The sequence below is a fragment of the Afipia sp. GW822-FHT03D08 genome, assembly GCF_058801645.1.
Genome location: NZ_JBXANK010000001.1, coordinates 2811675 through 2829147, shown reverse-complemented (window position 1 = coordinate 2829147; position 17473 = coordinate 2811675). Strand labels below are relative to the sequence as shown.

General features: G+C 62.8%; 14 protein-coding genes. 4 read left to right on the top strand and 10 right to left on the bottom strand.

Annotation, left to right across the window (positions count from 1 at the left end; genetic code table 11):
- Positions 1 to 45: 45 nt before the first annotated feature.
- Positions 46 to 1101: an alpha/beta hydrolase gene (locus AC1RM7_RS13965; RefSeq protein ID WP_006023367.1), complete on the top strand. Its 1056-nt coding sequence runs from the start codon at positions 46 to 48 to the stop codon at positions 1099 to 1101.
- A 70-nt stretch (positions 1102 to 1171) separates the two neighbouring features.
- On the opposite strand, the gene panE is transcribed toward AC1RM7_RS13965, so the two are convergent.
- The 3 genes from panE to AC1RM7_RS13950 form a co-directional block, all read right to left on the bottom strand.
- Positions 1172 to 2101, bottom strand: a complete 930-nt coding sequence (gene panE, locus AC1RM7_RS13960) for a 2-dehydropantoate 2-reductase (RefSeq protein ID WP_006023368.1) — start codon at positions 2099 to 2101, stop codon at positions 1172 to 1174.
- A gap of 159 nt (positions 2102 to 2260) precedes the next feature.
- Complete coding sequence (locus AC1RM7_RS13955; RefSeq protein WP_006023369.1) at positions 2261 to 2998, bottom strand: SDR family oxidoreductase; 738 nt, start codon at positions 2996 to 2998, stop codon at positions 2261 to 2263.
- Between the two features lie 71 nt (positions 2999 to 3069).
- Positions 3070 to 4281 (bottom strand): ABC transporter substrate-binding protein, encoded by a 1212-nt coding sequence (locus AC1RM7_RS13950; protein ID WP_006023370.1) that lies wholly within the window; start codon positions 4279 to 4281, stop codon positions 3070 to 3072.
- A gap of 228 nt (positions 4282 to 4509) precedes the next feature.
- On the opposite strand from AC1RM7_RS13950, the gene AC1RM7_RS13945 reads away from it, so the two are divergent.
- Positions 4510 to 5007: a winged helix-turn-helix transcriptional regulator gene (locus AC1RM7_RS13945; RefSeq protein ID WP_006023371.1), complete on the top strand. Its 498-nt coding sequence runs from the start codon at positions 4510 to 4512 to the stop codon at positions 5005 to 5007.
- A 7-nt stretch (positions 5008 to 5014) separates the two neighbouring features.
- Here the strand turns inward: AC1RM7_RS13945 and AC1RM7_RS13940 are convergent, their stop codons facing one another.
- Entirely contained in the window at positions 5015 to 5614 is a 600-nt protein-coding gene (locus AC1RM7_RS13940; protein ID WP_024921084.1) for a DUF2239 family protein, read from the bottom strand.
- A 144-nt stretch (positions 5615 to 5758) separates the two neighbouring features.
- On the opposite strand from AC1RM7_RS13940, the gene AC1RM7_RS13935 reads away from it, so the two are divergent.
- Complete coding sequence (locus AC1RM7_RS13935) at positions 5759 to 6424, top strand: glutathione S-transferase family protein (RefSeq protein ID WP_006023373.1); 666 nt, start codon at positions 5759 to 5761, stop codon at positions 6422 to 6424.
- Between the two features lie 113 nt (positions 6425 to 6537).
- Here AC1RM7_RS13935 and AC1RM7_RS13930 read toward each other — a convergent pair whose 3' ends face one another.
- From AC1RM7_RS13930 to ggt, 3 genes are all read right to left on the bottom strand, one after another.
- The gene (locus AC1RM7_RS13930) at positions 6538 to 7440 is read right to left on the bottom strand and encodes an amidohydrolase family protein (protein WP_024921085.1); all 903 of its coding nucleotides are present in this window, start codon (positions 7438 to 7440) and stop codon (positions 6538 to 6540) included.
- Positions 7433 to 8731: an MFS transporter gene (locus AC1RM7_RS13925; RefSeq protein WP_024921086.1), complete on the bottom strand. Its 1299-nt coding sequence runs from the start codon at positions 8729 to 8731 to the stop codon at positions 7433 to 7435. Before AC1RM7_RS13925 ends, AC1RM7_RS13930 begins: the two co-directional genes overlap by 8 nt.
- Positions 8732 to 8876: 145 nt before the next feature.
- Positions 8877 to 10622 (bottom strand): gamma-glutamyltransferase, encoded by a 1746-nt coding sequence (gene ggt / locus AC1RM7_RS13920; protein ID WP_024921087.1) that lies wholly within the window; start codon positions 10620 to 10622, stop codon positions 8877 to 8879.
- A gap of 147 nt (positions 10623 to 10769) precedes the next feature.
- On the opposite strand from ggt, the gene AC1RM7_RS13915 reads away from it, so the two are divergent.
- Positions 10770 to 12185, top strand: coding sequence for an MFS transporter (locus AC1RM7_RS13915; protein ID WP_024921088.1), 1416 nt, complete (start codon positions 10770 to 10772; stop codon positions 12183 to 12185).
- Here the strand turns inward: AC1RM7_RS13915 and purH are convergent.
- The 3 genes from purH to AC1RM7_RS13900 form a co-directional block, all read right to left on the bottom strand.
- Positions 12182 to 13774: a bifunctional phosphoribosylaminoimidazolecarboxamide formyltransferase/IMP cyclohydrolase gene (gene purH, locus AC1RM7_RS13910; RefSeq protein WP_006023378.1), complete on the bottom strand. Its 1593-nt coding sequence runs from the start codon at positions 13772 to 13774 to the stop codon at positions 12182 to 12184. The two genes, AC1RM7_RS13915 and purH, sit on opposite strands and share 4 nt — an antisense overlap.
- 151 nt (positions 13775 to 13925) lie before the next feature.
- Positions 13926 to 15680 (bottom strand): heparinase II/III family protein, encoded by a 1755-nt coding sequence (locus AC1RM7_RS13905; RefSeq protein WP_024921089.1) that lies wholly within the window; start codon positions 15678 to 15680, stop codon positions 13926 to 13928.
- Between the two features lie 266 nt (positions 15681 to 15946).
- On the bottom strand, positions 15947 to 17296 hold the full coding sequence (locus AC1RM7_RS13900) for an RsmB/NOP family class I SAM-dependent RNA methyltransferase (protein ID WP_024921090.1): 1350 nt from the start codon (positions 17294 to 17296) through the stop codon (positions 15947 to 15949).
- Between the last annotated feature and the right edge of the window lie 177 nt (positions 17297 to 17473).

Sequence of the window (17473 nt, the reverse complement as noted above, 5' to 3'; positions counted from 1 at the left end):
CATCATAACCAAGAAAAGTGCCGCGTTGTCGGCGGGAGGACTTATATGGTCAGCAAGTTTTCGTGGGCTGCTTTGGCGTGTCTCGCCACGGTGGCAATCTTTGCCAGCGTGAAAGCGCAGGCAAAAGACGTCAGGCTCGAGACGTCGGACACCATGATTCCGACCGGCGATGCCGGCATCCAGTTGTTCGTGCGCAACAAGCATCCGGCGGGCCAGAAGAAATTCGCACCCGAGAAAATTCTGCTTTACGTCCACGGCGCGACCTATCCGTCCGAGACCGCGTTCGATCTGCCGATCGAAGGCAAGTCGATGATGGATCTGATCGCGGCGCGCGGCTACGACGTCTATCTGGTGGATATCCGCGGTTATGGCCGCTCGTCGCGGCCGCCGGAAATGAGCCAGCCGCCCGGCGACAACAAGCCCATCGTCCAGACGCGCGTGGCCGCGAAGGATTTCGGCACGGCGGTGGATTACATTCTCAAGAAGCGCGGCGTCTCCAAGATCAATGTGATGGGCTGGTCGTGGGGCACATCGACGGTCGGTCTCTACACCAGTGAGAACAACGCCAAGGTCAACCGCCTCGTGCTCTACGCGCCACAGTGGATTCGCACCGAACCGCCGCCGGCGCAGTGGCCGAAGCTTGGCGCGTATCGTCTTGTCTCGAAGGAGTCGGCCAAGGAACGCTGGCTGAAGGACGTGCCGGACAACAAGAAGGCCGATCTCATTCCGCCCGGTGTGTTCGACGCGTGGGCCAATGCGACCTGGGCCACCGATCCGGATTCGGTGACGAAAAATCCCGGCATGCTGCGCGCGCCGAACGGTGTGGTGGAAGACACCCAGCTCTACTGGGGGGCCGGCAAGGCGCTGTTCGATCCCGGCAAGATCACGGTGCCGGTGATTGTGCTGCATGCCGAATGGGATGCGGATCTGCCGAGCTATCTCGCGCAGAACTACGTCAAGCAGCTCAAGAACGCGCCGTACTGGCGGCTGATCGAGATCAGCGAAGGCACCCACACGGTGATGATGGAAAAGAACCGGATGCAGTTCTTCCGCGAACTGATGAACTTCCTCGATGAGGAAAAGCCGCTTGCCTTGAAATGAGCAACGATAACAAGAAAAAAGGCCGGGTTTGACCCGGCCTTTTGCTTTGGTGATCCAAGGACGCTGGCGCTTATGCCAGTTGCGACTCGTACGCCTTCAGATGGGTGTAGACGATGCGCAGCAGCGGCACATTCAGTGCACCCTTCTTGTTTGTTTCGGCACGATGGATCAGGTCGCCGATGATCTGGTCGGCTTCGATACGCGCATTGCTGCGGATATCGCGCAGCATCGATGCCGTCATCTGCGATCCCGGTGCGAACAGCAGGCCGCCGGTGCGCTCCAGAAATTCAGCGCGCGGCGCATAACCTGCAGCGTCGGCCACCGAGGCGATCTCCGCGCGAAGGCCGCGGATGAACTGTTCGCCGCCCGGCGCAGCGGTGATGTGCCCGGTTGGCGCGCGCATCAGCGACGTCGCCCCGGCCAGCGTGGCGAGGAACACCCACTTCTCGTACATTTCCTGCGTGATGACATCGCTGGCCTTGGCGTCGAACATCGCGCCCTGCAATGTCGCCTCGATACGCTTGGCGCGATCGCCCTTGGGCTTGCCGCGATCGCCGAAGGACATCGCGTGCATTGGCGTAAGCTGATGGATGACGCCCTCCGCGTCGAGCATCGCCGCGACCTGGCATTGTCCGCCCATGACGCGGTCGATCCCGAATTTCGCATCCAGCACGTCGAGGTGCTTCATGCCGTTGAGGAACGGGATAATCGCGGTATCGGGGCCGACGGCGGCGGCGAAGGATGCAATCGCGCTGTCGAGGTCGTAAGCCTTGCAGCTCAGGATGATGACATCGAATGGCGTCGTGATCTTTTCCGCCAGAATGGTCGGCGGGTTCCTGAGCGTGACGTCGCCGACCGGGCTTTTGATGACGAGGCCGTTCTTGGCCAACAGCTCGGCACGCTTCGGGCGCACCAGAAACGTCACATCGCGGCCTGCCTGCAAAAGTCTGCCGCCGAAATATCCGCCTGTCGCGCCGGCGCCGATAACGAGTATGCGCATAATCAGATCCACTTCGTTTGAGTGTTGGGTAGGTCCCGAAAAATGGAAACAGGTTTTCGGGTTGGCTCAGGCCCAATGGATAAGCGCGCGAACCTTGCTCAAATGACAGCGCCGGCGCAAGCAGGGCTCACGCCGGCGTGATGCTCGGCAGCTATGCGCTTACCATTTCTCACCGAACGGGCGGATCTCGAGTTCGAATGTCCAGGCACTGCGCGGTTGCTGGTAGAGCAGCCAGTAGGATTCCGCGACCGACGACGGCGGCATCAACAGATCGGGATCGTCCAGTGCGCCGGGGCCATGGGCTTCGATACGCCGCTGACGGACCCATTCGGTATTCACGCCGGAATCGATGATGAGGTGAGCGACGTGGATGTTCTGCGGACCGAGTTCGCGCGCGGTCGCTTGCGCCACGGCGCGCAGGCCGAATTTGGCGCTGGCAAAGGCCGCATAGCCGGATCCGCCGCGAAGGCTGGCGGTTGCGCCGGTGAAGAAGATGTTGCCCTTGCCGCGCGGCAGCATGACCCGCGCAGCTTCGCGCCCGGCCAGGAAGCCGGAGTAGCAGGCCATTTCCCACACCTTGCGGAAGACGCGTTCGGTGGTGTCGAGAATTGGAAAATTGACGTTGGCGCCGATGTTGAAGATGCAGACTTCAAGCGGCGCATGCTTGTCGGCGTCGGTAATGAATGAGACGATCTCCTCTTCCTTGCGCGCATCGAGCGAGCGGGCGTGGATCTCTCCGCCTGCGGCCTCGATTTCCTTCACCAGCGGTGCAAGCTTGTCGCCGTTACGGCGGCCGGCGAATACCGTGAAGCCTTCAGAGGCAAACTTCTTCGCAATCTCGGCGCCGATATAGTCGCCGGCGCCGATGACCGCCACGGTCGCATTTCTCTTGGCCAAGGTCCGTCTCCTGTTAACAGAGGGTTTGCTGTTGTCGCGGCGCGGCAGGCTCTGCCGCGCCGTTCAGATTATCACTTCGCGTCGTCGTTGATCAGGCCGCCGACCAGATCCCACGCCTTGCCGTTCCAGCGCTGAAGATTGAGCTGGGTGTACATCTTGTTGTTGGTTGCGCTGGTGTTGACGACGATTCCGGGCAGCGACATCGGCAGTGCAAGCCCCTTGATGTTGCGGGTCTGCTTGAGGATGTTCTCGCGCGACAGATCATTGCCGCACTGCTTGAGCACTGCTTCCAGAATGACGCCCTGGTGCAGGCCGGTGAAGTAGTTGCTGTCGGCCAGATCCGCGCCCGGCATGTTCTTTTCCATGAACGCGCGGTACATCTGGACGCCCTTGTCGCTGGCCCATTTCGGATCGTCCGGATCCTTGCGATAGGTTGCGGTCATCACGCCGGTCGAGATATCGAGGCCTGCGGGCGCAAGGACCGCGGCGATCGAACTCGAGATCAGGTTGGTGATGAACAGCGGCTTCCAGCCGGATTCGTGAGTCTTGCGGATCGCCTGCGCCGCGAATTTCGGTGTGCCTGCGAACAGCATCACGGTCGCGCCGGTGCTCTTCAGCGACACGATCTGAGAATCGATGGTGGGCTGGCTGACTTCATAGCTCGAGGTCACGACCTTGCTGTCGAAAGCCTCTTTCAGTTCGGATTTGAAGCCCGCGATGAAGTCCTTACCCAAATCGTCGTTCTGGTAAAGGATGGCGATCTTGGCGTTAGGCATTTCCTTGGCGAGATAACGCGCATAGGCCCGCGACTCGGTGTCGTAGCTCGGCAGCCCTGTGGTGATCATCGGGTATTCGTTGTAGTCCGTGAAACGCGTCGCGCCGGTGACGATGAAGGCCTGCGGAATTTTCTTTGCGGCGAGATACTTCGCGATGGCCAGATTGCTCGGCGTTCCGAGAGTCGAGAACATGAAGGCGACTTCGTCGGATTCCACCAGCTTGCGGGTGTGCTCGACAGCTTTCGGCGGGCTGTAGGAATCGTCCATCGCGATCAGATTGATCTTGCGCCCGTTCACGCCGCCCTGTTCGTTGAGGACGTTGACATAGGCGATCAGCGCCTTTCCGACCGCGCCCAGCGCCGAGGCCGGGCCGCTGAAGGGAAAGACTGCTCCGACCTTGATCTCGGTTGCCGTCACCCCTGGCGCGTCGGCTGCTGCGACCGGAGCGGACAGCCCGGCAAGCAACAGGGCCGCCACGGTGGCCTTGAGTGCAGATCTCCTCAGCATCGCTTCGTCTCCCTTTGGTCTGATTTTTCGCTGGTTGAAGCGCTGGGCCGGTTCTGATCCGGACCTCTCTCGCTTCGACCAATAGGGTTCTGATATAGAACTGTCAATGAGAAGTGAGCTGGTGCAATGTGCTGCGATGCACAAACACCGGGCTTCAAATCCATCCACGATGGAGGTATAGTAAATATCAAATCAGAATGGACGGCTGATTCATCGCGGAGATGCGATATGAAGTGGGAATCCCTTGAAGACGAGGCCTGTTCGGTGGCACGCACGGTGTCCGTCATCGGCGATCGCTGGACGCTGCTGATTTTGCGCGATTGCTTCCGCCGCATCCGGCGGTTCGATGAATTTCAGTCGCGGCTCGGCATCACGCGGCACCTGCTGGCCGAGCGTCTCAAGAAACTCGTACGCCAGGGCGTGCTTCGCCGTGTGGCCTATCAGGAGCGTCCGAAGCGCTACGAGTACATCCTGACCCAGAAGGGGTTGGACCTGCATCCGATCATGATGTCGATCGTTCACTGGGGCGACGTTCACATGGCGGATGAGCGCGGCCGACCGGTGCTTCACCAGCACAAGACTTGCGGCCACACCTTCGATCCGGTGATGACCTGCTCGGTCTGCAACGAGCCGCTGTCCGCCAAGGAAGTGCATGTGCATCCGGGACCCGGCGCAGACCCGTCGAAGCTCGCACTGCCTTCGATCGAACAGCAGACTCTCGATTGAGAGTTTGTTACGCAGCGCCGAATGCAACTGCGGCAAGCCGTTTGACGTGATCGCGCACGTCGGCGGGCCATCTGGACACCGCAGTCTCGAAGCGTTTCTGTTCGCCTGCATAGAGTGCGCGTAACGCCTCTTCGTAATGCGGCTGATCGCCGGCCATCGCCGTCATGAAACGATGCAACGATTCCTGTCCCTCGCGTGCGCGATCCTTCGCCGCGTTGGCGCGCCGTGCTTCCTCGACAAGTTTGCGAATCGCGACCGAAGCGCCGCCCGGCTGGAGCGAGAGCCACTCCCAGTGCCGCGGCAGCAAGGTGACCTCGCGCGCGACCACGCCGAGTTTGGGCCGGCCCGGTCCGCGCGGCGCAGTTTCCGCTGTCGTCTCATCGGCCTGAACCGGCATCCGGCGTGCAACCCGCTTCTGCACGTCGGCCAGCGATCCGCGCAAATCGATTTCGGCGGGCCGGCTGGTTGCCGCGTCGAAAATCATGAACTGGGCGCCGCCGTTCTTTTCGAGCGCCTGCTTGGTCTTTGTTGCGACAAGGTGAGGGTCGCCCAGACCCAGGCATCTGCTGCCCTCGAAGGCGATCATAACGGCGGGAAGTGGGGGCATGGGTCATCCTTGAATGTCATCGGCGGCGAGTATTTACCCGGGTAAAAATGCCCTGTCAATATAATCCGGGTAAAATTCTGTCTCGACTTTCTCAGGACAGGCTGTCACCACTGATGCCCCGCAACGAACCATGACCGGCGCCTCATGCTCACAGTTCATCATCTGAATAATTCACGCTCGCAGCGTGTGCTCTGGCTGCTGGAGGAGCTGGGCGTGCCTTACGAGATCGTGCGCTATCAGCGCCAGCCGTCGATGCTCGCGCCGAAGGAGCTGCGGGCGGTTCATCCGCTCGGAAAGTCGCCGGTCATCACCGACAACGGCAACACCATCGCGGAGTCCGGTGCGATCGTCGAATACATCATCGACACCTATGGCAATGGCCGTCTGATCCCGCCGCCGAAAACGCCGGAGCGGCTGCGCTACACCTACTGGCTGCACTACGCCGAAGGCTCGGCCATGCCGCTGCTGCTTCAGAAGCTGCTGTTCACGCTGGCCCCGAAGCGCGCGCCGGCGCTGATGCGGCCGCTGCTGATGCCGGTGTTCGGCAAGATGCTCAACACGCTGGTCAATCCGCAGCTCAAGCAGCACATCGCGTTCTGGGAAGGCGAACTTGGCAAGAGCGAATGGTTCGCGGGCAACGAGTTCACCGCCGCCGATATCCAGATGAGCTTTCCGCTCGAAGCCGCGTCGGCGCGCGCCGGTCTCGATGAAAGCTCGCCGAAGGCGTGGGCCTGGCTGCAACGTATTCACGCGCGCCCGGCCTATCAGCGCGCGCTGGAAAAAGGCGGGCCGTATCAGGTCGGACGGTAAGACGGGGATATTTTTCGTCATTGCGAGGAGCGAAAGCGACGAAGCAATCCAGCTTGGCGTCGCCAGGATGGATTGCTTCGCTTCGTTGGCAATGACGCTATTGTACTTAGGCGCTAGGGCACTGGCGGAAATCCGAACAGCCGCTGCGGATTATCGACCAGAATGCGGTTGCTCAGCGTGCTGTCCGGCACCCAGTCGGCCAGCAGATCAAGCAGATCCGATACGCCCATCATGACGCCCCAGTTGGCGACATGCGGCCAGTCCGATCCCCAGACGCAGCGATCGGGCGCGGCCGCGACAAGATTGTGCGCGAAGGGAATCGTGTCGCGATAGGGCGGGCCTTCGACGGTGTTGCGATAAGCACCGGACAGCCGCACCCAGGCGCCATCACGCACCAGCGACATCAGCGTCTTGAATCCTTCGTTCTCGATTCCGCTTGTGGTTGGAAAGTGCCCCATGTGATCGATCAGGAATGGCACCGGCAGCTTTGACAGCCGCGATGCAAGCTCCGGCAACTGCCGGGCATCGACAAGGAATTGCAGGTGCCAGCCCATCTCGCGGCACAATGATGCGTAGCTCTCGACCTGCTCGAAGCCGATACCGCCGCCATACAGCACATTGATGCGCAGGCCGACGACACCTGCTTCTTTCAGCGCCGCGCGTTCCTTCTCAGGACAATCCAGCGGGATCACCGCGATGCCACGCAGACGCTGGCGATGCGCGCGCAGCGTATCTGCCATCAGGCGGTTGTCCGTGCCGTGCACACTGACTTGCGTCAGCACGCCGTAGGTCATGCCGGTGGCATCCAGCATGGCGATGTAATCGCGCGCAGTCGCCTCCGGCGGCGTGTAGCTGCGCCCCGGCATGAACGGATAATCCGGCGGCAGGCCGATCACATGGGCGTGGGTATCGACTGCCCCGCGCGGGACCTTGAAGCGTGTCGGCCCGCTTTGATGAGGCTGAGGCCCCGGACAAGCCGGGGCCTCTTTTGCTGACGAGTTGATAGGATCAGGCATCGGCGTGAAGTATCCGGCCGCGGGTTTCCGGCAGCGCGAATGCCGCGAGGAAGAACAGGCCATAGGCCAGCACCGCGAAGATGCAGATGGCGTTGCCGAGCGATGTCGATGTCGAGAGCCAGCCCACAAGGAACGGAAACAGCGCCCCAATGCCGCGTCCGAAATTGTAGCAAAAGCCTTGTCCCGAGCCGCGCAACCGTGTCGGGAACAACTCCGTCAGGAACGCGCCCATGCCGGAGAAGTAGCCCGAGGCGAAGAAGCCGAGCGGGAAGCCCAGCAGCCACAACACTTCATTGGTCAGCGGCAATTGCGTGTAGGCGAGAACGACGATCATCGCGCCAAGCGAAAATGTCAGGAACAGGTTGCGCCGTCCGATCCGGTCGGCGAGCCACGCCCCGACAAGGTAGCCGACGAACGAGCCGATAATCAGCGCCGCGAGATAGCCGGTGGAACTGACGATCGAGAGCTTGCGTTCGGTGGTGAGGAAGCGCGGCACCCAGAAGGTGATGGCGTAGTAGCCGCCCTGACAGCCGGTTGCCGCGAGCGAGGCAAGGATCGTGGTCTTCGCAATGGAGCCCGAGAAAATTTCCCAAAGTGCCGGACTGTCGCCGGAGACTTTCTGCTTCGCCAATGTTTCGGCGGCGACCTTCGGCTCTTCCACATAACGGCGCAGGAAAAACACCAGAATTGCCGGCAATGCGCCGATCGCGAACATCCAGCGCCAGGCAACGTCCGCCGGCAGATAAGAGAACAGCAGCGCCTGCGACAGCACGGCAAGGCCCCAGCCGACGGCCCATCCGGACTGCACCGATCCCACAGCGCGGCCACGATACTGCGGGCGAATGACTTCGCCCATCAGCACGGCGCCCGCAGCCCATTCGCCGCCGAAGCCGAGGCCGAGCAGCGCACGAGCCACCAGAAGTTGATCGAAGTTCTGCACGAAGGCGCAGACCAGCGAGAAGAAGGAGAACCAGATGATGGTGATCTGCAGCGTCTTCACGCGGCCGATGCGGTCGCAGAGGTAGCCTGCGAGCCAGCCGCCGATGGCCGAGGCCAGCAGCGTGACGGTGCCGGCGAGACCGGCGGTGCCCGGATCGACCTTCCACATCGTGATGATGGTGCCGATGACGAGCGGATAGATCATGAAATCCATGCCGTCGAGCGACCAGCCTGCGAAGCAGGCCCAGAAGGTCCGCCGCTCCGGCTTGTTCATGTCGCGGTAGAAGGCAAGAAGGCTGGTATCTTCGATCGGCGCGACTTCAATCGCGCCCGACGGTTGAACGTTCGTCATGGATGCTCCCCATATCCGCGGCCATGTTTGCCGCCCCGCGCTCGCCGCATTGCGCGAAGCTTCAAGCTCTTTGTTGTGCGGCAAATTCTACGCGGATCATCTTACCTGTCATCAGGCAAATGAAGGAACGCACGCCTGAATGAATCTAGTAACCAGCGGCTTCCGCGCCGCGGGTGCGGGGATCGGGCGCGCCGAGCAGCCCATCGGGCGTGACGGCAATGGAATTGGCCGAGGTTTGGCCGAGTGGTGCGATCACCCGGTGGCCGCGCTCACGCAGCGCAGCAAGCGTCGTCTCGGAAAATCCCTGCTCGACCCGGACCTCGTCCGGCAGCCATTGATGATGCAGCCGTGGCGCCGACACTGCGGCGGCGACATTCATGTCGAAGTCGATCGTATTGATGAGCACCTGAAGCACTGCCGAGATGATCCGGCTGCCGCCGGGCGAACCCGTCACCAGCACCGGTTTGCCGTCTTTCAGCACGATGGTCGGTGTCATCGATGACAGCGGCCGCTTGCCGGGGCCGGGCAGGTTGGCCTCGAAACCGACGAGCCCGTAAGCATTCGACGCGCCGGGCGCTGCGGTAAAGTCGTCGAGTTCGTTGTTGAGCAGGACGCCGGTGCCGTCCGCGACGAGGCCGACGCCGTAGCTGAAGTTCAGCGTGTAGGTGTTGCTGACGGCATTGCCGTCCTTGTCGACCACCGAATAGTGGGTGGTGTTGCTGCCCTCGCGCGGCGCGGCCGCCGTTGCTTCGCCCCAGGGCGTCGCCTTCGCAAGGTCGATGGTGGCGCGCTGCCTGGCGGCGTAATCTTTCCCGATCAACTGGAACGTGGGCGCATTGACGAAAGCAGGATCGCCGAGATAGCGCGCGCGGTCGGCGTAGGCGCGTTTCATCGCTTCAATGGAGACATGCAGCGCATCGATCGAACCCGCTCCCATCTCGCGCAGCTTGTAACCCTCCAGAATGTTCAGCGTTTCGATCAGCACCGTTCCGCCGGACGACGGCAGCGGCATCGAGACAATGTCGAAGCCGCGATAGGTGCCGCGCATCGGCGTGCGGACGATCGGCCGATACGCCTTGAGATCGTCGCGCGTGATGATGCCGCCCGCGGCCTGAATTCCGGCAGCCAGCTTTTCGGCAACCGGTCCGTCGTAGAAACCGCTCACACCATGTGCGGCAATCGCCTCCAGCGTGACCGCAAGATCGCTTTGCGTCAGACGGTCGCCCGGTTGCAGCGATGTGCCGTCGGGACGCGAGAAGATCTTTATGCTCGAGGGCCATCTTGCCATCCGCCGATGCCAGTCCGGCAGCGTGTCGGCGGTGTCGTCCGCGAGCACGAAGCCATCGCGTGCCAGTGCAATCGCAGGCGCGACCAGGTCTGCCAGTTTGAATTTTCCGGAGCCGTACTTTTCCAGCGCCAGCGCGAGTCCTGCAACGGTGCCGGGCACGCCGATGCCGAGCGCCTGATCGCGCGATTTCTTGATATCGGGTTTGCCGTCGTCGCCCAGAAACATGTCACGCGTGGCGGCGGCCGGTGCGCTTTCGCGATAATCGATGGCGACATCCTCGTTGCTGCTCGCCAGATGAATCATCATGAAGCCGCCGCCGCCGATATTGCCTGCGCGCGGATAGGTGACCGCCATGGCGAACCCGGTGGCGACAGCGGCATCGACAGCATTGCCGCCGCGCGCCAGAACATCGCGGCCGATCTGAGCGGCGATTTTCTCCTGTGCGACAACCATGCCGTTTTTCGCGGCAACCGGGCGAACGGCTTCGAGCGCGGGCGCTGTGTAATATCCGTGTCGGGAATCCTGTGCGACGGTGGGCGCAATCAGCAGGCAGATCGCGCCTATTGAGAAGACGAGCGCGCGGCACGTGGTAAACAGGCTCATGGGCTTCTCCGGCAAACCGCGTCTCGACGAAGCGAACTTCGGATTCAGGACACTGGGTAAAAACGCGATGGCAATTGAACCGCTGCACTATATGGTTTTGCGGCGACGACGGACAATGTCCACGTTGATTCGGCAGGAAATTCGATAATGGCTCAAGCTCTTCCGGCGCATAACAGTCACGCAAACGTGTCGCCGCAGACTTATCCGCCGCGTTCGGCGGTTTTCGGCTGGATTTTGTTCGACTGGGCCGCGCAGCCTTATTTCACCCTGATCACCACGTTCGTATTCGCGCCGTATTTTGCCTCGCGCGTTGCCTCCGATCCGGTCGCAGGACAATCGAGCTGGGGTTATGCCACCGCGGCGGCTGGTCTCGTCATTGCCTTGCTGTCGCCCGTGCTCGGCGCGATCGCCGATGCCGGCGGCCGCCGCAAGCCGTGGATCGCGGCGTTCGGCACGCTTCTCGTGATCGGTTCGTCGCTGATGTGGATCGGCAAACCCGGAGATCCGTCGATCATCGTCCCGCTATTGATCGCTTACGGGATCGCGACCATCGGCGTCGAATTCGCAACGGTGTTCAACAACGCGATGATGCCGACACTCGTGCCGCCGGAACGCATCGGGCGACTGTCAGGCACCGGATGGGCCACCGGCTATGTCGGCGGAATTCTCAGTTTGATCCTCGTGCTCGGCTTCATGGCTGCAAATCCGGCCACGGGCAAAACGCTGTTCGGTCTCACGCCGATCTTCGGTCTCGATCCCGCGACGTTTCAGGGCGACCGGCTCACCGGGCCGCTGACCGCGGTCTGGTTCGTGATCTTCGTGCTGCCGATGTTTCTGTTCACGCCCGATCACGCGGCGAAGACACCGGCCCGCGGCGCGGTGCGCGAAGGTTTGCGCGAACTGCGTGAGACGCTGGTGCGATTGCCGAAAACACCGTCCATGCTCGCGTTTCTGATCGCGAACATGATCTATATGGACGGTCTCGTGTCGCTGTTCGCGTTCGGCGGTATTTACGCCGCGGGCACTTTCGGCTGGAACACGATTCAGATTGGTACCTTCGGCATTCTGCTGGCGATCTCCGGCACCATCGGTGCGTGGCTCGGCGGCCGGCTCGATGACAGGCTCGGACCGAAAGCGGTCGTCGCGGGCAGCCTGGTCATTCTTCTCGGAGCCGTCGCGGCAATTCTTCTGATCGACCGCGATGCGATCTTCTTTATTCCGGTGACGCCGCCGGTGCCGAACGGACCGCTTTTTGCCGCTCCCGCGGAGAAAGCCTATCTCGCGCTCGGGTTTCTGATCGGTCTTGCCGCGGGCCCGATGCAGGCGGCGTCGCGCACCATGCTGATCCGGCTCGCGCCGAAAGAGCGCATCACGCAATGCTTCGGACTGTTTGCCCTGACGGGAAAAGTCACGTCGTTCTTTGGGCCGTTGCTGATCGGGATCGTCACCGATGTCGCAGACAGCCAGAAGGCCGGAATGGCCATTCTGGTGCTGTTTTTCGCAGGCGGCCTTGCCCTGCTGATGCGGGTGAGGGCCCAGTCGGTTCGGGCGCTTCCGGTTTAGTGCTTGAAGTGCCGCGTGCCGGTGAAGACCATGGCGATGCCATGGGCATCGGCCGCTTCGATCACTTCATTGTCGCGCATCGAGCCGCCCGGCTGGACCACGGCGGTTGCGCCGGCTTCGATAGCCACCAGCAAGCCGTCGGCGAACGGGAAGAATGCGTCGGACGCCACCACCGAACCCTTGGTCATCGGCGCAGCCAATCCCAATTCCTTTGCGGCGTCTTCGGCCTTGCGGGCCGCAATGCGCGCCGAATCCACCCGGCTCATCTGCCCCGCGCCGATGCCGACGGTGGCGAGGTCCTTCGCGTAAATAATCGTGTTCGACTTGACGTGCTTGGCGACGCGAAACGCGAAGCGCAGATCGTTCAGCTCCGCGCCGGTCGGCGCGCGCTTGGTGACGGTCTTGAAAGTCATGTCGTCGACCACTGCGTTATCGCGGGTTTGCACCAGAAGACCGCCTGCGACAGTCTTGGTGGTCAATCCTGCTGCGCGCGGATCGGGCAGGCCGCCGGCCAGCAGCAGGCGCAGGTTCTTGCGCTTGCCGATGATGGCGATGGCCTCTTCGGTTGCGTCCGGTGCGATGATGACTTCGGTGAAGATGCCGGCCACTGCATTGGCGGCATCCGCATCGAGCGTGCGGTTGAATGCGATGATGCCGCCGTAGGCCGAGGTCGAGTCGCAGGCCAGCGCCTTGCGATAGGCTTCGGCGAGGTCCTTGCCCTCGGCGACGCCGCACGGATTGGCGTGCTTGACGATGACGCAGGCGGCGGTGCGCTTCGCATCGAACTCCGCGATGGCCTCATAGGCCGCATCGGTGTCATTGATATTGTTGTAGGACAGCTCCTTGCCTTGAAGCTGGCGCGCGGTGGCGACGCCGAAGCGGCGGTCGGGAGTCTTGTAGAACGATGCCTGCTGATGCGGGTTCTCGCCATAGCGCAGCGCCTGGATCAGTTTGCCGCCGAAGGCGCGGAAATCCGGCGCATCGATCCTGAGCTGACCGGCAAACCAGTTCGAGATCGCAGCATCGTAAGCGGCCGTTCGTGCGTAAGCTTTCTGCGCAAGCTTTTTGCGCAGGGTGAGCGTGGTCGCGCCCTTGTTGGCGTTGAGTTCATCCAGCACGGCCTGATAGTCGGATGCCTCAACGACGACGGCGACGTCGTGATGATTCTTCGCCGCGGCGCGGATCATCGCCGGACCGCCGATGTCGATGTTCTCGATGCAATCGTCCTCGGAGGCGCCTTTGTCCACTGTCGCCTCGAACGGATAGAGGTTGACCACCAGAAGATCGATCGGCGCGATGCCATGATCCTTCATGCTGCGGGCGTGATCGGCATTGTCCCGGATCGCGAGCAATCCGCCGTGGACGTTCGGATGCAGCGTCTTGACCCGCCCATCCATCATTTCGGGGAAACCGGTCAGGTCCGACACGTCCCGCACCTTGAGGCCGGCATCGGCAATGGCCTTGGCGGTGCCTCCGGTGGAGACGAGCTCGATGCCGTGACCGGCGAGCGCGCGCGCGAATTCGATCAGGCCGGATTTGTCGGAAACGGAGAGAAGTGCGCGCGCAACGCGGCGCGGGTGGTCAGCCATAAGGTGCGTCCTGGTTCGGATAGGTGTTGCCCGCCGGGTAGCATGGTTTGCTGTCGGGCAAAACCTCCAATCCACGCACTTTTCGCAGCAAATATGCCGCTTTTACCCGCTGTTCCGGCGCCGCTGAGACGACGCGGCAGGGTGGCCGATCCTACAGCGGCAATTCCGGCTCGCGCCTGGCGTCGCGGCGGGCATTGGTCACCGCTGCCGAGGCGGAAGAGCGGGTGAAACTCCAGCGGACGCTCGGCGAGTCCTTCCGGTTCTGGCGGATCACGATCTGGGCGGTGCGGCGCGGCCCGTCGGAGCCCGCCAGGAAGACGCTGTCCTCCAGATCGACCTTGTCGTTGACCGCCTCGAAGGTCCACACGTCGCGGTTGGGCAGCACCAGCATCACGCCGCGGGCATCGGAAAGGCGGCTGGCCTTCACCGCCGGATGCAGATGAAACCGCAGCACGTAATCGTCGGGCTTGTTGCGTGTCGATGCGCCGGAGGCGTTCAGCAAGGTGTCTTCGCCTTCGAGCCGGCTGCCGTCGTTGGACAGTGTCAGGCTGCGCTGATGCACCACGCCGAATTGACGCGCGTAAGCATCATGGGTCGCGGTCAGTTGAATACTGTCGTTCGCCGCCTCGCGGAACACACCGACATTGGATGGCCCGCTGACGATCGGCGCGCCCTGCAGCATCCGCTTCATCGCAGGCAACTCGATGAACTGGCACGACGAGGTCTCGTGGCAGATCAGGGTCGAATGCGCAGCGGTTGAACGCGCGAAGGCGCGCCAGTTGTCGCGGCCGGTGGCGGGGATGCCGCAATTGACAACGATGCGTCCCGTGCCGGATGACAGTTCGAACGACAGGCAGCCGGCATGAGCATCGCGGCTCACGGCCGGCGGCGGCGGCGCGCCGGTGTCCATGATGACAGCGGTGTTGCCGGCATCGAGGCGCTGGAAGCCCGAATGCGGCATGTTCGACATCGGAATGCCGTGGGTGTCGTCATAGGCCAGCAATGTCGCGAGCAGGCCGGACGGCGCGCTGCTCATGCCGTTGAACAGCGCGAAACTGCCGTCGCCATGGCGGAAGAAGCGCAGCATCGGCATCATGCGGTCGATGGCGTTCAGCAGCGCCGGCGGCGGCGCGATGTTGCGGGCAGCAAAGGTCTGACGCAGCGGCAAGAGATCGGGCAGCAGTTCGATCAGCGCGCCGGGATTACGCGAAATGTGTCCGCCGTCGGGAAGCAGTTGCCGTTGCAACTCTTCCGACAGTTTGCGCGACGAGGTTCGGATGTGCTTGGCCTGATTGGCGAGACACAGCGATGCATAACACAATGCAATCAGCACCTGCAGACGCGGCACGCCGTCCGGAATATCGACCATCGTGTAGCGCAGATAGCGGATCTCGCGTGTGAGGCTGCGCAGGAAGCGGCGATAGAATTTTCCGTCGGCGTCGTTCAGCACCAGCGGCGCCTGCGACAGCAGCGAGATCACCCGCCGCGCCAGCACGTCGGCGCGCCAGCCTACGCCGCGCTTGCGGATCGGCTTTGAAATCCAGTCGTCGATCAGGGCGCGCGCATTGGCGCGGGTGATGGCGGAGTCCGCGGCGCGCAGATGGCGCAGCCAGCCGAACCCGAGCAGGTTGGCTTCCCAGTCTTCCGACGGCGGATCGAGTTCGAAAATCGATCGGCCGTGCGACGTGACGATCTTTCCTGCGAAGACGAAACGCCCGGCATAGATTTCGGAAGCGCGGGTGGCGTCGACGGTGCGAAGATCATTCGGCGCGATCAGCAGCCGGTCGGTGCGGCCCGGCCAGAAGCGCGACAGCGCGACAGACTTGCCGCTGGCGCGTGCGAGTACGTTCCGCGCCGCGCGGCCCAGCAAAAGAGACGAGATGCGTCGTCGGTAAGCGACCGCCACGTGCGCCCTTGTCCTGAATCACGCCGGTGGCCTGACGAAAGCCGCCGCCGAACGTGACCGTTCCCCACAAAACGGAGCATTCCTCCCCCGAAACTCACGCCGGCGACGAGCACGCCATACCGTGAGGGAATCTCCGCGACTCTTTGTAGTCCGGAAATGCCTGTAAGGCACCCCCGACGCAACCCCGGGATGCCCCATTGACCGCTGGCATGTGGATCAAGAGCGCGTTTGGCGGCTTGCGAATCGGATGCGGCCCGGGATTCGAATCAGGACTTGATGAGACGGGCTGCGTAGAAGCCGTCGAGACCGCCGAGCCGCGAATCGGCATGGGCGAGATGCGAGGGCAGGGTGCGGATGTCGCCGTCCGCGGTGAGAATTTCGTCCAGTCCCGCCACTTCATCCCGCCCGACCGGCGCACGGCGCAGGCCCGATTCGGCCGCGAGGACGCTTGCGACGGCCTGCTCGCCTTCCTCGGGCTCGAGCGAACAGGTGCAATAGACCAGAGTTCCACCAGGCTTCAGCAGTGTGGCCGCCTTTTGCAGCATGCGCTTCTGCACGGCGGCGAGCGCGCCGATGTCGGCTTCCTGTTTCAGCCACGCGACGTCGGGATGCCGCCGGATGGTCCCGGTTGCGGCGCAGGGCGCATCGATCAGCACGCCGTCGAACAGTTCGCCTGCCGGCGGCTGCCATTCGAGCGCATCCGCCACCGCGGTACCCGCTTCCAGCGAAAGCCGCGACAGATTCTCGCGCAGGCGCGCGATGCGATTGGGCGAGCGGTCGACCGCCGTGACCTGCGCACCGGCATGGACCAGTTGCGCGGTCTTGCCGCCGGGCGCCGCGCACAGATCGGCGATGGTCTTGTCTTTAACATCACCGAACAGACGGGCCGGTATCGCGGCGGCCGCATCCTGCACCCACCACTGGCCTTCGTTGAAACCGGGAAGCATGGTAACCGACCCGTGCAGCAGCGTGCGCACGGTGCCGGTGGGGAGTGTCTCGCCATGCAGCCGCGTCGCCCAGCCGCCGGGATCGGACTTGACTGTGAGATCCAGCGCGGGCTCGACGCTGATGGCGGCAGCCATCGCGCGCGTTGCTTCTTCGCCATAGGCCGCGATCCAGCGCGCGACCAGCCACGGCGGCAGATCGAGCATCTGCGATTTGACTTCGTCGATCAGCGGCTGGCCCTCACGCGCACAGCGCCGCAACACCGCGTTGACGAGGCCGGCATATTTCGCAGCACGCCGGTCCGCCTGCACGAGCCGCACCGACAGGTCGACGGCGGCATGATCGGGAACATCCATCCACAGGATTTGCGCCGCGCCGATCAGCAATGCGCTCTGCGCACGCGGCGCGTCGCTCGGAATGCCGCGATCCAGCAGTCGTGACAGGATGTGGCCGAGCGTGCCGAGCCGCCGCAGAATCGTTGCAACCAGCCGGCGCATCAGCGCGCGATCGCGATCCGCCAGCGTCTTCAGTCCGGGATGCGCGCCGGGACCGTCGAGCTGATCGTCAAGCATGCGGTGCTTGTGCAGCACGCCGTCGAGAATATCGGCAGCAATCCTGCGCGCTGCGAGGCCGGGCACCTCGGTGGGCGGGACAAATCTCGAAGGCTTCATGTGTGAAAAAACATTCGCTGGCAGGGAGGAACGCGACAATCGCCGCACCGGATGTATCGTCGTGGCATCGGAATATGCCAAATGTAAGAATTGGTCTGTCTCTGAATCGTCTTGTCTGAAACATCTTGGGAAATGTGAGCCGGCTCACGGACAGGCGGCTTGGCGGCGTCAGACTGC

What these genes read in the sequence shown, in the direction of transcription:
- panE (WP_006023368.1), bottom strand. Translation starts at nt 2,101, where the DNA reads ATGCGCATACTCGTTATCGGCGCCGGCGCGACAGGCGGATATTTCGGC.
- AC1RM7_RS13915 (WP_024921088.1), top strand. Translation starts at nt 10,770, where the DNA reads ATGGCTCAAGCTCTTCCGGCGCATAACAGTCACGCAAACGTGTCGCCG.
- purH (WP_006023378.1), bottom strand. Translation starts at nt 13,774, where the DNA reads ATGGCTGACCACCCGCGCCGCGTTGCGCGCGCACTTCTCTCCGTTTCC.
- AC1RM7_RS13945 (WP_006023371.1), top strand. Translation starts at nt 4,510, where the DNA reads ATGAAGTGGGAATCCCTTGAAGACGAGGCCTGTTCGGTGGCACGCACG.
- AC1RM7_RS13900 (WP_024921090.1), bottom strand. Translation starts at nt 17,296, where the DNA reads ATGAAGCCTTCGAGATTTGTCCCGCCCACCGAGGTGCCCGGCCTCGCA.
- ggt (WP_024921087.1), bottom strand. Translation starts at nt 10,622, where the DNA reads ATGAGCCTGTTTACCACGTGCCGCGCGCTCGTCTTCTCAATAGGCGCG.
- AC1RM7_RS13940 (WP_024921084.1), bottom strand. Translation starts at nt 5,614, where the DNA reads ATGCCCCCACTTCCCGCCGTTATGATCGCCTTCGAGGGCAGCAGATGC.
- AC1RM7_RS13965 (WP_006023367.1), top strand. Translation starts at nt 46, where the DNA reads ATGGTCAGCAAGTTTTCGTGGGCTGCTTTGGCGTGTCTCGCCACGGTG.
- AC1RM7_RS13950 (WP_006023370.1), bottom strand. Translation starts at nt 4,281, where the DNA reads ATGCTGAGGAGATCTGCACTCAAGGCCACCGTGGCGGCCCTGTTGCTT.
- AC1RM7_RS13925 (WP_024921086.1), bottom strand. Translation starts at nt 8,731, where the DNA reads ATGACGAACGTTCAACCGTCGGGCGCGATTGAAGTCGCGCCGATCGAA.
- AC1RM7_RS13930 (WP_024921085.1), bottom strand. Translation starts at nt 7,440, where the DNA reads ATGCCTGATCCTATCAACTCGTCAGCAAAAGAGGCCCCGGCTTGTCCG.
- AC1RM7_RS13935 (WP_006023373.1), top strand. Translation starts at nt 5,759, where the DNA reads ATGCTCACAGTTCATCATCTGAATAATTCACGCTCGCAGCGTGTGCTC.